This is a genomic window from Amycolatopsis sp. NPDC049868, from assembly GCF_044461365.1.
In the GTDB taxonomy this organism is placed as follows: domain Bacteria; phylum Actinomycetota; class Actinomycetes; order Mycobacteriales; family Pseudonocardiaceae; genus Amycolatopsis.
In genome coordinates this window covers 461,136-474,124 of record NZ_JBITKV010000001.1, presented here as the reverse complement: position 1 = coordinate 474,124, position 12,989 = coordinate 461,136, and the positions used below count along the sequence as shown (strand labels likewise).

Here is a 12,989-nt window from a genome sequence, read left to right as displayed (position 1 = left end):
GGACACTGGTGGGACGAGAGGACTGTGGGCGTATGGACCAGGTTCCCCTGACGCATTCCGAATGCGTCAAGCTCGTCCGCTCACCCGAGCGGCACCGGGCCGCGGGCCGGTCGCGCTCCGACGGCTCAGGAGTGCTGAAACCGTATCGGCCGATCGACAGGGCGAGTGCGACAGATCGTGCTTTCCTGGCGATGGATTCGAAGCGGGCTCCACAGCATTTCGGGGTGATACTGCGGTTCGGCGAGGCTGACGGGTTCGATCCGGTACGTGCCAGGGAGGTGCTGGCCGAACGAGTCGCCGCGGTGCCGCGGTTGCGTCAGCGGCTGATCCGGACACCGCCCGGATGTGGTGGGCCGATCTGGGTCGACGACGAGAGATTCGATATCGGGCGACAGGTCCGCGTGGTGCGCTGCGCCGGCCCCGGGGACGAAAAGGCACTGCTGGACCTCGCGTATTCCGTGATCGCGACCCCGTTGCCGCGCACGGATCCGAGGTGGGCGGCGGTGTTCGTGACGGGGCTCGCCGACGGCGGGGCCGCATTGGTGATCGTGGCGCACCACGTGCTCACGGACGGCGTCGGTGGGCTCGCCATCCTGGCGGGTCTGCTCGATCCGGGGGCGGCCCCGTCCGGCGCGCCCTTTCCCCGGCCGCGGCCGACCATCGGCCGGCTGGCCCGTGACGCGTGGTCGGAACGGTTCCGAATGGTGCGGCGCGCCGGTGCGGCGATGAGGTCGCTGCGCGCGTCGACGGCCGCCGCCGGCGGGCTGCATCCGCCGCGCGCGGAACCGTGTTCGCTGTCGAGCCGGATCGGGGGACCGGGCAGGCTGGCCGTGGTCCGCACGCCCGCGGCGGCACTGCGGGCGGTGGCGCACCGATATGGCGCGACGGTCAACGACGCGATACTCGTGGCGGTCGCCGCAGCGCTGAACCGGGCGTTGCGCGACCGCGGAGAATCCCTCCGCACCGTGGCGATCGGCGTGCCGGTGTCCGGGCACGCGTCCGGCGAACCGGCACACGGGAACATGGTCAGCCCGCTGCTGGTGTCCGTACCGACCACCGGCGACCTCGAGGAACGCCTGAGGCGCACCTCGGCCGCGGTCCGTGCGGGCAAGTCCTCCGCCACGGGCCCGCCGCCGATCGCGGTGCTCGGCTGGCTGTTCCGGCCACTGGCCGCGCTCGGCGTCTACCGCTGGTACATGAACCACCAGCGTCGTATGCACACGCTGGTCAGCCATGTCCGCGGGCCGGACCGGCCGCTCACCTTCCTCGGCAGGCCGATCCGATCGGCCATCCCGATCGGGGTGGCCGGTGCCGGGAACATCACCGTCTATTTCGAGGTCTTCACCTATGCGGGCACTGTCACCATCACCGCGATCGCGGACCGGTTTCCCGACCTCGGTGTGCTCACCCGGGCATTGCGCGAGGAACTCGACCGCGTCACCGAGACATCAGGATCCGGAAGACCGGATAACGCACGGCCACGGCGGTGAGCTCGGCCGGGGATGGTTCGGCGCTGACACCGAAGTAGTGTCGCGCCTCGTCCTTTCGTCCCCATGAGCGACCGGGTCGCCTTGTCCGGTCGAGATAGGCCCTGATCACGGGTGGCCGCTCCGCGACCGGGATCTCCTCCAGTTTCACCGCACGGCGTACCCGGCGGCCGAGCACCGCGCGGCCACCGGCGGCGCGCACGTTGCGGACCCACTGCGATTCACCGGCCAGTGACACCAGATAGTGCTCTCCGTCTAGTGCGACCCGCACCAGCGTCGTCCGGTGGATCACCGAACTCCGGCGTCCTGGAACCTCCAGAACCACCGCGTACGCGGGGCTGAGCCCGTGGCCGGTCAACCACAGCCCCAGCGGCTGGAGCCATTGGTACAGCCGGGGCGCCCTGCGGTAGCGAGTGGGTGCGGTGTAGTCGACAGGTCCGATGAGACCTTCGACGATCCGGTGCCTGTCCGCGGCGGGCATCGCGCGACCTCCTTTTCGGTTCGGGTTCGCTACCGGGCCAGGGTCCAAGGACGTTTCCGGAGGTGTGGCGATGTCCAGAACACTCAAGACCCTCGCGGTGGTCGCACTGGCGGCCGTGCTGCTCGCGGCCTGCGCCGCCGGCCCGAACACGGTCGCGCATACCGGACCGCCGCCGATCGCCGGATTCTGGCTCGGCGTCTGGCACGGGATCATCTGCCCGGTCACGTTCGTGATCTCGTTGTTCAACGACAACGTCGGCATGTACGAGGTCCGCAACAACGGAGGCTGGTACGACTTCGGGTTCCTGCTCGGCGCGTTGTTCATTCTCTCCGGTGGCGGGCACGCCTCCGCCAGGACGGTGTCCGGACGGAGCCGGACCTGATGCCGTTCGAACGACCGGTCACCGGGTGATGGCGCCGTGTTCCAACAGGATGCGATGGGCTTCCTGTGCGGCCTTCGCGGTGTCGTCCGTCGTGGGTTCGCTGTCGGGGAGCCGCTCCAGGCCGTGGGCGAGTGCGCTGACGGCCTCCGTGATGGCCTGCAGTCTGTGCTCCAGCTCGTCGATCCGAGCCCGCTCCTTGGCCACGCGGGGACGATCGGCAGGGGCGGCGGCCACGCCTTCGAGCTCGCCGCGCAGGTCGGCGGGCATGAGCGCGAGGACGTGTTCGAGTTGCCCCGGTGAGCACAAAGCACCCAGCCCCGCGGACACGGCACCCGCGGCCGCGGGCACGTCAGCGGGGGCGATGCCCGCTTCGAGGGCGAAGTGGTCGGTGAACCAAGCGTTGCCGTACCGCACGGGCACCCGGCTGGGTGTCCACCCCTCGTAATAGACGCCGCGCAACAACTCGGGCAGCTGAGCACCGAAATGCGCCGCGCTGTCGACGGTGAGCCGGTCGCGCACGAGATGGAGCCATGTACGCAGCACGCGAAACGCGTAGCGGCGATCTTCTGTGCCGAGGCCGTGCGCGACGGCGGCCAGCCACTCCTGCGCTCTCTGCTCGGCGTGGGCGAAGGGATCCGGCTGGTGTGTCATGAATACCTCCCTGTCGGTCCGCCATGTCTACTGTGGACCTTCGATTCGTCAGCCACGATCGTCCTTGCGCGGACAGGGATGACGGATCGGGCGACACGATGCCGAGTCCGTGCGGCGGCTCCGGTGCAAGCGGCCTCGTGCACCGCCATCGCCTCGGCCTCGACGTCCGGCGATACCCAGCATGGCCGCGCCCACCTCTCCGGGCCAGAGGTCGGAAGTCCCGGATTCCCCAGGTCCTTGGCCACCGCGGACCAGGCGCTACGAGCTCGGCCACCGACGTCAACGGCCTGCTGCTCCAAGGCGGGGCCGATCAGCCGGCCGGCACTGGCCGGCCGAGTCGCACGGTCCTGCGTTTCCGTAGATCGTGGGCACGCTGCCCGCGGCATTACGGTTGTGGTTCCTGTTCGAGTACCAATACATCAGGGGAGCGGCCTCGGCGATCGCCGAGATGGCGCGCCCGTCACCCTGGGACGCCAGCCCGGCCGTGGCCGGTGATACCTCTGAGCCGGACGGTGCCCGTGACGTGTCCCTGGGTTCCGCAGAAACGGATGCCTTGCCGCCTCTAGGTGCGGTTCGCCTGCTCTATCGCGTCTGCGGCACGCGCGGAGCGCGTCGGGACACCAATGTGCTGGACGGTCGCCAACATCCTGTGGACAACGTGTGCGGTTGACGGTGGATGCCGCGCCGGCTGAGAGTTCGTAGAACCTGCCCGCCCTGTTGCCCACCGGCCCCGGGGGGCTTCGGGGACGGGCCGAGTCATCTGTCCTGCGGCACCCGGTCAATGCGCGTCGTGGGCACGTTGTCGCCGTTCTCGGGTGGTTCGCTCGAGTGTGGTGACGTCGGTGAGCCAGTCCGGGGTGTGTGGTTCGGTCGCTGTTGAGGTGTGGTCGCTGGGGTGTTCTGGTGCTGGCCAGAACTGGATGAGAAACTTTTCGATGCCGTGGATGGGTTGGTCGCCGGCCGTGGTCGCGGCGTGGTCGAGCAGGCGTCTGGTGCGGTCTCGGTCGGTTGTGTGGGCGCGTACGTGGTACGAGCCTGGTGTCTCGAGGTCGAAGGTGCCGAAGATTTCTTCGCGTGCGGGGTTCAGGATGTTGAGGACGCCGCTGGAGAAGTGGCACTGCCGCTGCTGGTGGACTTCCCAGCCGGGGCCGGGGGACGGCGGTGTGGTGGTCCACCGCTGAAGCAGCGCTTCGGGGACGTGCCATTCCCCCGAAGCGCTGCAGACAGCGATCTGGTCGTCGGTGGTGAGCAGCCAGTCGTCGGCCTCCTCGAAGGCCGGGAAAGTCGGCGGGTCGATGTCGTCGTCTTCGATGAGGAAGTGCCCTTCGACGATCCTGACCTGGATGGTGGCCTGAGCGATCGGCTGGCTCATGGGCTCAATCTATGATGTTGACGTAGTAGCTGTCCATGTCGCGGTAGAGCATGCGATCCCAGAAGACATACCAGCGCAAATAGCCGCCGGCGCGCGTGTTCTCGCGGCCGTTCACGGCTTTCGCGGAGAAGTCCCAGTCGGGGCTGGCGGCGCCTTCCATGGTCGAGGCGAACGGGTATTCGTCGCACTGTTCGTCACTCGGGATCGGTCTGAGCTGGTCGCAGGCTTGGCGCACCACGGCACGGTTGGGGCCTTCGTCGGCTTCGGGGATGCGCCGGAGCCCGTTGTCTTTGGGATTCTCGTAGATGTACTTGCCGGGGATTCTCTTCGGCGTGGGTGACGGCGGGAAGGTCAGATCAGGCGTGTCTTGTGCTTCGCGGATATGGACCGCGACGTCGTGAACGCTGATGGCCGGTGCGGAGTTGATCTCGTAGGTGATGTAGGGAAGGACCTCGTCGTTGATGCAGGCCTTGGGGCGCCCGGCGAAGTAGGTAGCCGAGTCACAGCGGATCAGGTGATAGGGCGTGGGGGACGGGAAGGGACCGCCGGTGCCGCCAGGGACCTCGACGCTCGCGGAGAGATTCCAGCGGTGCCGCAGCACGAGGTCGGGGGACGTGCTCTTGCTTTCGTCGGAGGTGATCAGCCAGTTATGCCATTCCTGGTCGTTTCCCCACTCGGTCAGGGTCTTGTTCACCGTGGGGTAGTGCACGGCGCATCCGTTTCCGGTTCCGGTATCGGCGCAGTTCGCGCCGATGATGAAACGGACGGCATCTGGATCGGAGAATACCCCGGTGGGCTTGCCGAGTGTTGTCTTCTGGAGTTCGACAAGGATGTCACGGCTGGTGTAACTGCCCCAGGCGATCGCGACATAGTTCACTGAAGCCTCGCCGAGGAGGTTTCCGTTCGTGTCGGTTGCCCTCGCGGTGAACCCGTGTTCCTGGCACCACCATAACCGATGGAATACGTGACCCTTGCCACCATCTGCGCGAGGATCGTTGCGGCAGGTATCGACGATCGACTGAGGCGGATCTTGTTCGGCGACACGCTTGCGGGTGTTCGCCGACCCGAGTTCTTCGATCTGCTGTCGCACCGCGGAATCGGCGGGCGAAACATAAGAATGAGCGCCCGTTTGCGCTGCTGCCAGACGGCCCTCGGCGAACGTGGCTTCCCGCGGAGGAGCCAGCGTATCGGGCCCGGGAAGGCTCGCGTGAGCAGGCTGATCGTTGTTGGTGATGGTGACTATGAAGCGCCCGTTGCGAGTGTTCGCGGACGCGTTTCCGGCCTGTTGGACAATGAGCAGAAAAGCGCAGGTCAACACCGTGACAAAATAATGTCTTCGCGAAGTTCCGAAACGCACATTTACCCCAATTGTGGTAGCGGGAACCCGAATCGCAACCAGGTGGGGAGCCGAGACAGGTGACGACGACTGCGCACGGTCCGGCTATTTCAGCTATTTTCTCATCTTCCCCCTGGTTGAGAACTAACGCGACCTGTCTACCGGGAGTCGTTCGACCATGTCAAGCGCTGACGAGCTGTGAGTTAAATGTGAGCGTGACGTCTCTGAATTTCGTAGAGTCAACGTCGGGAAAAGCTGCTATTCGGATAGCTGTCGCTGCGGCGTCTTTGACTCTCGGTCCGCCTCGCCGATCGAAAGCGCGATAGCCCGTTCCACCGCCGCGCTGTTGTTGATGTCCCCGCCGCAGGCACTCGGAACCGACCACGCCACACGCTGCATCGAACCCCGCGGTCTCTGGTGGCAATTCTGCGGCGACATCCCACCGGAGCCGTCGTACCTCCACCGCAACACGCACAGCGGTTCATTGACCGGATGTGTGCACTCGCCACGGAAAGTGCGCGCTCCGGGTCACCAGCCGAAACGCCGGCACTTGCCGGCGAGCGTGCTGCTGAGCTGCGGCAGCAGAAGTGCGGGACTGACGAAGCGTGGCCTCAGCTCTAGAACATCGGCTTAGCACAAGTCGTGCTCGGCACTTCGTCAAGACGTCACGGGGACGTTTGGTCGGATCGTGCGGAAGCACACCTGTTTGGTCGACGACGTATGCGCCATCCCAGGGCGCCGCCTGCGTCATCTGCCGCCTCGTGGGCAGTGTTCACGATGACCTGAAACTTGGCTCCCGGCTGATCGCGGGCTTGCCGGATGTCCGGGCTCGAGAACCTGCCTCGAGTCGTCCACTGGACCAGCTTCGCCATGCCAAACCCGTCGATCGAATCGCAGCGTCTGAGCAAGCCTGGCTGAAAACTGTGTAACGCTGTTGATGGAGTTGGCAGAGACTGCTAAAGGTGCGGGGCGGCCCATTTGGCGAGTTCATGTCACGAGCGATGTCATGATCGACATGGTCGCAGTGCTGAAAACGCCGTCCAACTGTGTGCCCTCGGCAGGATTCGAACCTGCGACACCTGCCTCCGGAGGGCCGTTAAGTGCCTTAACTATGGCCTCTACCAGCGACTTTAGTATCACTTGGAACCGCATAGGCCTCAGAGATCCCACCAGATCACTCTGGTTCATGTCATGATCCATGTCATGAAAACTCGGCTTGACTAGCTCGCGGAAATCACTCAAGCGGGGGAGGGGTCGGGATTTCCTTGGCAGCCGGACGCTCAGCTCTTTCGGAAGCTGGTGGCATGGCACTGCCTGGAGGTAACCTCGCGTTGGACAGTCGGACATGCGGGCATCCGGCTAACTCCCTGTCTGGTGGCGACTATCGGTCACGTGCTCTCGTGCCGATGAATGCACGCTCGGTTTACCGTCGGCAGTTCCGTGACGACCGCGTGATGCAACTTTAGGTCGATCGCACGCTATCGAGGTTCGACCGGATGATCTCGGTTGTGGGGTGGTCGGGGCCTAGTACACGTTGGCTGTCGGTGAGGGTGGCTTCGTACAGTGGGATTGCCCGGCCAAGGTCACCCGCCGACCAGTAGGCGCTCGCCAGGTTGTTGCGCGACATCAATGTGTCGGGGTGGTCGGGGCCTAGTACCCGTTGGCTGTCGGTGAGGGTGGCTTCGTACAGTGGGATTGCCCGGCCAAGGTCATCTGCCGATCGGTAGGCGCTCGCCAGGTTGTTGCGCGAGGTCAGCGTGTTGGGGTGGTCGGGGCCTAGTACACGTTGGCTGTCGGTGAGGGTGGCTTCGTACAGTGGGATTGCCCGGCCAAGGTCATCTGCCGATTGGTAGGCGTAGGCAAGGTTGTTGCGCGAGGTCAGTGTGTGGGGGTGGTCGGATCCCAGTACTCGCTCCCGATCGGTGAGGGTGGCTTCGTACAGTGGGATTGCCCGGCCAAGGTCACCCGCCGATTCGTAGGCGCTCCCCAGGTTGTTACGCGACATCAATGTGTCGGGGTGGTCGGGGCCCAGTACCCGTTTTCGATCGGTGAGGGTGGCTTCGTACAGTGGGATTGCCCGGCCAAGGTCACCCGCCGATTCGTAGGCGCTCGCCAGGTTGTTGCGCGAGGTCAGTGTGTGGGGGTGGTCGGGGCCCAGTACCCGTTTTCGATCGGTGAGGGTGGCTTCGTACAGTGGGATTGCCCGGCCAAGGTCACCTGCCGATCGGCAGGCGTAGGCCAGGTTGTTGCGCGACATCAGTGTATCGGGGTGATCGGGCCCCAGTACCCGCTCGCTGTCGGCGAGGGTGGCTTCGAACAGCGAAATTGCCCGGCCAAGATCACCCGCCGATTCGTAGGCGCTCCCCAGGTTGTTACGCGACATCAATGTGTCGGGGTGGTCAGGCCCCAGTACCCGTTTTCGATCGGTGAGGGTGGCTTCGTACAGTGGGATTGCCCGGCCAAGGTCACCCGCCGATCGGTAGGCGTAGGCCAGGTTGTTGCGCGACATCAGTGTATCGGGGTGGTCGGGGCCCAGTATCCGCTCGCTGTCGGCGAGGGTGGCTTCGAGCAGCGGGATCGCCCGTGTGAGATCACCTGCCGACTCGTAGGCGCTCGCCAGGTTGTTGCGCGAGATCAGCGTGCTGGGGTGGTCGGGGCCCAGTACCCGCTCGCTGTCGGCGAGGGTGGCCTCGAACAGCGGGATCGCCCGCGCGAGATCACCTGCCGACTCGTAGGCGCTCGCCAGGTTGTTGTGTGAGGTCACCGTGTTGGGGTGGTCGGGTCCGTTGAGGCGTTGGAAGCTGTCGCAGGCGCGGGTGTGGTAGCTGATGGCGGTGCCGACGTCGCCCTGCCCTGCAAGGTAGCGACCCAACCGGTTGAGCAGGTGGCTGGTCTGCGTGGTGTCGGTGTCGGACGTGGCGTGGTCCAGCAGAGCCCGCGCATGGGGCAGGACCATTCGATAGGCCGGCCAGTCTTCGGGTGTGTGTGGATCCAGCTCGAGGAGGGCGTTCGCCAGGAGGGTCGCGGTGCTGTCGCGGGCGGTAGTGATGTCAAGGGGTTGGCGGTGTGGGTCGGTCGGGTCGGGTGTGCGGGTGACTGCTTGAACCAGGCGGTGCACGGCGACGGTGTTTCCGGTGAGGGTGATCATGCTGTAGGCGGCAAGGCGGCCCAGCGCCTCGGACAGCTCCGGCTCCCCCACTTCACCTTCCAGCAGCCCCCGGGGGATTCCGTCCGGGGCGAACCAGGCCAGCTGCCTCAGTACCTGCCCCGCGGCCGGGGTGCTGGTCAGGTGGTCGAGAGTGACGTGCCAGACCCTCGCCATCGTCCGCTGTGCGTCACCGCCCTCCGCCGTCGCGGTGAACATCCGCGCGGGAAACCGCGCCAGCAACTCGAGGTAGGCGGCGGGGCTGGTCCGGGTTTGAGCCAGGTAGGCGCCTGCCTGCTCGATCGCCAGCGGCAGCCACCCCAGCTCCCTGCACAACTGCGCGGCGCCGGTCAGGTCTGCGTCTGCCCAGTCCGACCGCACGATCCGGGCCAGTAACGCCACGGCCTCGTCCTCGGCGAGTACGTCCAGGGACACCGTCTCCACCGTCCGCCACCCCGAGCGCTGACGACTGGTGATCACCACTGTGCCGCTCCGCGCCCGCTCCAACAGGCCTGCCACATCCCGCGGGCTGGTCACGTTGTCCAGCACCAAAAGCCAGTCCTCATGGGTTGCCAGCCACCGGGCCCCCAGTGCACTGCGCTGCGCCACGGGGAGTGTTCTGGTCGCGGGCTGGAGGGTTTCGGCGAGGTCGGCGAGGCCGGCGTCGACGGCGGCGAGGGAGTCCGCGGTGATCCACCACCGGAACCCGAACCGGCCTGCGTGCAGGTGCGCGAACCGGGCCGCCAGCGTGCTCTTGCCCACCCCGCCCAAACCGTGCACCGCGACCACCGTCGCTCGCCCGGCCTCGCACAACACCTCGTCGAGCCGGTTCAGCTCATCGGAGCGGCCCACGAACAGGGCTGCATCCAGAGGGACCCGGGACAGAGCCGGTACCGGGGGCACTGACTCGATCGCGGGCAGTGGAGTCTGCCTGACGGTGCTGTAGTTGTGCTGGATGTTGTTGTCGCCGACCTGCACGCCGCGGCTGTTGTTCACCGCGTGCACTGGCGGCACTAAGCCGACGGGGTCGGGATGTTCCGAGTGCGGGGGCGACTGGTCGGTGGGCATTGAGGGCCCGTTCAGTGGAATGTGTTGGTCTGGGTGTTGTGGTCACCCACCTGCACGCCCTTGTTGCCGTGCAGCAGAACCCGGTACTTACCCGCATGGGCTCCGTCGGGGTCAGTCAGCTCCAGCACCTTCACCGCCGCCGCCACCAGCTCCTCATCATCCCCGGCGCCCGCAGCGGTCAGCGCAGCGCTGAGCTCACGGCGCCCCGCGGCACCGCTCTCATCCCCAGCCGGGGTGACCGCGTCGGCTTCCACCATCTCCACAACCTCGCCCGGCACCGGCTCCGCGCGGCGCAGCACCCGCACAGTCAACGATTTCACCCCGGTATACGCATCCTTGACGGCCGTCGACGCCGTCTCACGAGCACCCGCCGCAGCACCAGCCGCCAACGCTGCCAGCACCAACTCCACCGACTCGATCACACGAAACCCCTCGCTCCGCCCCAGACTGTCAGCTACCAGTATCGACCGGATCGAGCAGACTGCTACAAGACACACCGGACCACCCACATTCTCAACGTCCGCTCATGCCGCAGGTCTGGCGTTTGAGAGAGCGTGTGCGTGCCGAAGCGAGCGTCTTCAACTGGGCTTCGGTGAACGCGGGATGGTAACGGGGCACGTCCCGTGGCGACTGCTTCCCTGAAGCAGGCCTCGCTCTCTCATCGACGATGCGGCGTCTCATTCACCGTCGCACCGGATGGCTTCGGCTCAAGCGTCGCCGCGCGAACGATGCTCGATCCCTGGAGTTGCCAGCCAGATGGCAACTTCACTGGGGTACCGAGCGATGGCACATCCGCCACGGCCCCGGTGAGTTCGATCTCGGGCGATTCCCAGCCGTGCTCCCGCATCCCAGCAGCCGCGTAGCGGTCCATGTCGAGCACGCAGTCCTCGAACTCGATGCCTGACTTGAACGTCGCCTGTGACAGGTCCGCCTTGCCTGCGAACATTGACTGAGTGAAGTACGCGCCGCCCGCGAAGGTGGCGTTCTGCAGGCGAAGTTCATAGAACACGCAGCGGGTGAAGATGGCCCGGTCGAGGAAGGTCGCACCTTCCATGCGCGCGACGATATCGAACGACGTGTCGAAGAACCACACCTCGTCGTGAAACGTCGCGTCCATGAACTTCGGCGTGGAGATGAACTGGGCGTCCTGAAAGAGTGCCTTGCCGATCGCGCATTCCCTGAGGTCGAACTCAATCAGGGTCGCTCCACGGAGATCCAGGTCGTACGGTTGATCCCGGAGCAGGCCGGCGAGAAGGTGCTGGACGGTGATCCGGACCTGCCATTCCTCATGCTGTCGCACGTCGGAAGCAGCAGGAAGCCGGTATCGCCCGTTCTTGAGTTGCTCCGGGACGAGATAGGGCATCCGCAGGTAGGAACACAGCACGTTGATCACAACCGCGCGGCGACCGATGTCATCCCTCGCCAGCCGTTCGAGTGCGTAGAGCCCGCCGAGTCGGACCGGTGCCTTGTCAGACCCGATCTGTTCCACCGCTTGGACGTAGAGGTCCGTCAGTCGCCGCTCACGCGAGTCGAGTTCAACGGCGACAGCAGCTCTTGCACTCTCGTGCAGCTGAATCTCTGTGGATCGCTGCCTGCGCGCGGCCACCCACAGAGCGAACGCCCCACCGGTTCCCACGCCGACGGTCAGCGCGGTACGGATCGCATCCAACTGGGCTTTTGCTTGCTCAGTGCTCGCTTGCTTGCCCAAGACGACCAGCAACAACCAAATCGTCCCGCCCGTCAGCAGAATTGCGGTGGCAGCAGCAGCCGCTACCCACCACCACTTGAGAACAGGAAGCCGGTGCCGCACTCGTTCCACCCCATCAGTCACGTCTCATTATCGCCCATCGGGCACGCCGCAACAGCTCCTGCCACAGGCAATTCCGTGCCTGGATCAACCAGTGCAGCCACACCTCGCCAAACGTCCTGTCATGCCGCGAGGGGTGCGTTCCCGCCGCTGTCCGCTCATGCCGGTGTGAGAAGGTCCGTGTGTTGTGGCTGCGGAGGTCGCGGTGAGAGCCTGGCTCACCGTCGGGTTAGTTCGTCCGCGGTTCAGCCGGGCCAACGGGCACGGACGATTCCGTCATCGTCCGGTCGCACGGCCACCAGCAGCGGGTTGTGATCGTCGGTGGTGAGCGACAGGAGGATCGCCGCGCGTGCGCCCGCGAACGCTTCGGCCAGGCCCACTCGGTCCTCGCTGTCGGCGTGGAAGCCGTGGATGCGGCCGTCCGGCTGCTCTAAGACGGCCCAGCCGGCGAAGCCCGGCGGCATCGCGCGCAGCACTGCCGGGGCGTCGGTGTACAGGTCTGGCCACACGTTCAGGAGGGCGCGTGGACCCAAGGGCGGCACGGTGTCGGAGGTGAGCCGATGCCAACGGGAGTGATTGCCGACGACCTGCTCTTCCAACAGGACCGCGCCGCGCTGCGCCACGAGTGCCGCCACCTCGGCCCAGAACGCCGCGTCCGCCGGACGTGATTGGTGCGGCTCGTCGTCATCCGGGTCGTAGGGCGAGCCGTCCACCGATTCGGCGAACAAACCGTTCGCATTGGTCAGAGCGACCGCATGTCCGCACGGCCGGTCGCTGCCGATGTACATGTACTGGTCGTATCCGATGTGGACGAAGAACCGGTCTTCGGCCTCAAGCCGGCACCACGCGCCGTTGTCGCGCAACATGGCGCGCACCAGTTCACGTCCGACGTCCACAGTGATCTGCGCGCCGTCGTGGTAGCCGGTGAGGTCGGAGGGGAACAACCCGCGCAGTCCGTGGCCGTCGACGGGCGGCTCCACTCCGAAGTGGACGAATCCGGTGACCTCGGGGTCGCGGATGGCCAGCAGGGTCACGCCGGTGTCTTCGGCGAACGCCGTCACGGCGGCGAGGTAGGCGGCCTCCACCGGACCATGGTCGCTCGACACGTCCTCGGACCCGCGGTACGTGCCCCGGTCGTCGCGATCGGCCGGGTCGTACTTGGTGATCCGGTAGACGTACGAAGTGCTCATGATCGGCTGGGTCGTCCTTCGGAAGCTCGGATGATCGACTCGGACACGGTAGCCGGGCCACAACATCGAC

At 66.1% G+C, this 12,989-nt stretch carries 11 protein-coding genes and 1 tRNA gene; 3 read left to right on the top strand and 9 right to left on the bottom strand.

The window, feature by feature from the left end; translation table 11 throughout:
• Nucleotides 1–32: 32 nt before the first annotated feature.
• A complete protein-coding gene (locus ACIBTM_RS02435; RefSeq protein WP_395874780.1) occupies nt 33–1,490 on the top strand; it encodes a wax ester/triacylglycerol synthase domain-containing protein in 1,458 nt (485 codons plus the stop codon).
• Here ACIBTM_RS02435 and ACIBTM_RS02430 read toward each other — a convergent pair.
• Nucleotides 1,438–1,968 carry a nitroreductase/quinone reductase family protein gene (locus ACIBTM_RS02430; protein WP_395874778.1) on the bottom strand — a complete coding sequence of 177 codons (531 nt, stop codon included), beginning with the start codon at nt 1,966–1,968 and terminating at the stop codon, nt 1,438–1,440. The genes ACIBTM_RS02435 and ACIBTM_RS02430 overlap by 53 nt on opposite strands.
• Before the next feature lie 70 nt (nt 1,969–2,038).
• Between ACIBTM_RS02430 and ACIBTM_RS02425 the strand changes: the two genes are divergently transcribed.
• A complete protein-coding gene (locus tag ACIBTM_RS02425) occupies nt 2,039–2,350 on the top strand; it encodes a hypothetical protein (RefSeq protein ID WP_395874775.1) in 312 nt (103 codons plus the stop codon).
• Between the two features lie 18 nt (nt 2,351–2,368).
• Here the strand turns inward: ACIBTM_RS02425 and ACIBTM_RS02420 are convergent, their stop codons facing one another.
• A complete protein-coding gene (locus tag ACIBTM_RS02420; RefSeq protein WP_395874773.1) occupies nt 2,369–3,001 on the bottom strand; it encodes a DUF2267 domain-containing protein in 633 nt (210 codons plus the stop codon).
• A gap of 364 nt (nt 3,002–3,365) precedes the next feature.
• On the opposite strand from ACIBTM_RS02420, the gene ACIBTM_RS02415 reads away from it, so the two are divergent.
• Nucleotides 3,366–3,671 (top strand): hypothetical protein, encoded by a 306-nt coding sequence (locus ACIBTM_RS02415; RefSeq protein ID WP_395874771.1) that lies wholly within the window; start codon nt 3,366–3,368, stop codon nt 3,669–3,671.
• A 108-nt stretch (nt 3,672–3,779) separates the two neighbouring features.
• On the opposite strand, the gene ACIBTM_RS02410 is transcribed toward ACIBTM_RS02415, so the two are convergent.
• The 7 genes from ACIBTM_RS02410 to ACIBTM_RS02380 form a co-directional block, all read right to left on the bottom strand.
• The gene (locus ACIBTM_RS02410; RefSeq protein ID WP_395874769.1) at nt 3,780–4,373 is read right to left on the bottom strand and encodes a hypothetical protein; all 594 of its coding nucleotides are present in this window, start codon (nt 4,371–4,373) and stop codon (nt 3,780–3,782) included.
• 4 nt (nt 4,374–4,377) lie between these two features.
• Nucleotides 4,378–5,691, bottom strand: a complete 1,314-nt coding sequence (locus ACIBTM_RS02405; RefSeq protein WP_395874767.1) for a hypothetical protein — start codon at nt 5,689–5,691, stop codon at nt 4,378–4,380.
• 1,070 nt (nt 5,692–6,761) lie between these two features.
• A tRNA-Arg gene (locus ACIBTM_RS02400) sits at nt 6,762–6,826 on the bottom strand.
• 345 nt (nt 6,827–7,171) lie between these two features.
• Nucleotides 7,172–9,922, bottom strand: a complete 2,751-nt coding sequence (locus tag ACIBTM_RS02395; RefSeq protein WP_395874765.1) for a tetratricopeptide repeat protein — start codon at nt 9,920–9,922, stop codon at nt 7,172–7,174.
• A gap of 11 nt (nt 9,923–9,933) precedes the next feature.
• Nucleotides 9,934–10,344 carry a hypothetical protein gene (locus tag ACIBTM_RS02390; RefSeq protein ID WP_395874763.1) on the bottom strand — a complete coding sequence of 137 codons (411 nt, stop codon included), beginning with the start codon at nt 10,342–10,344 and terminating at the stop codon, nt 9,934–9,936.
• A gap of 236 nt (nt 10,345–10,580) precedes the next feature.
• Entirely contained in the window at nt 10,581–11,753 is a 1,173-nt protein-coding gene (locus tag ACIBTM_RS02385; protein ID WP_395874761.1) for a pentapeptide repeat-containing protein, read from the bottom strand.
• A gap of 221 nt (nt 11,754–11,974) precedes the next feature.
• Entirely contained in the window at nt 11,975–12,919 is a 945-nt protein-coding gene (locus ACIBTM_RS02380) for an RNA-binding protein (protein ID WP_395874759.1), read from the bottom strand.
• Nucleotides 12,920–12,989: the final 70 nt, after the last annotated feature.